The 593-nt window shown below is 53.8% G+C and carries 1 rRNA gene; it reads right to left on the bottom strand.

The features are described 5' to 3' along the window. Nucleotides 1-593: ribosomal RNA gene (locus IE090_RS17760) — 23S ribosomal RNA — on the bottom strand; the annotation flags it as partial.

Below are 593 nucleotides of genomic sequence, written 5' to 3'. Positions count from 1 at the left end.
TTCCAGTGAGATCTCATCTTGAAGGAGGCTTCACGCTTAGATGCTTTCAGCGTTTATCCCGTCCGAACGTAGCTACCGGGCAATGCCATTGGCATGACAACCCGAACACCAGAGGTTCGTTCACTCCGGTCCTCTCGTACTAGGAGCAACTCTTCTCAAATCTCAAACGCCCACGGCAGATAGGGACCGAACTGTCTCACGACGTTCTAAACCCAGCTCGCGTACCACTTTAAATGGCGAACAGCCATACCCTTGGGACCGGCTTCAGCCCCAGGATGTGATGAGCCGACATCGAGGTGCCAAACACCGCCGTCGATGTGAACTCTTGGGCGGTATCAGCCTGTTATCCCCGGAGTACCTTTTATCCGTTGAGCGATGGCCCTTCCATACAGAACCACCGGATCACTATGACCTACTTTCGTACCTGCTCGACGTGTCTGTCTCGCAGTTAAGCCGGCTTATGCCATTGCACTAACCTCTTGATGTCCGACCAAGATTAGCCGACCTTCGTGCTCCTCCGTTACTCTTTGGGAGGAGACCGCCCCAGTCAAACTACCCACCACACAGTGTCCTCGATCCAGATAATGGACCTG

This window comes from Bacterioplanes sanyensis (assembly GCF_014652515.1).
Classification (GTDB): Bacteria; Pseudomonadota; Gammaproteobacteria; order Pseudomonadales; family Oceanobacteraceae; genus Bacterioplanes; species Bacterioplanes sanyensis.
Note: the sequence above shows the minus strand (reverse complement) of the source record. Positions and strands in the feature narration are given on the sequence as shown.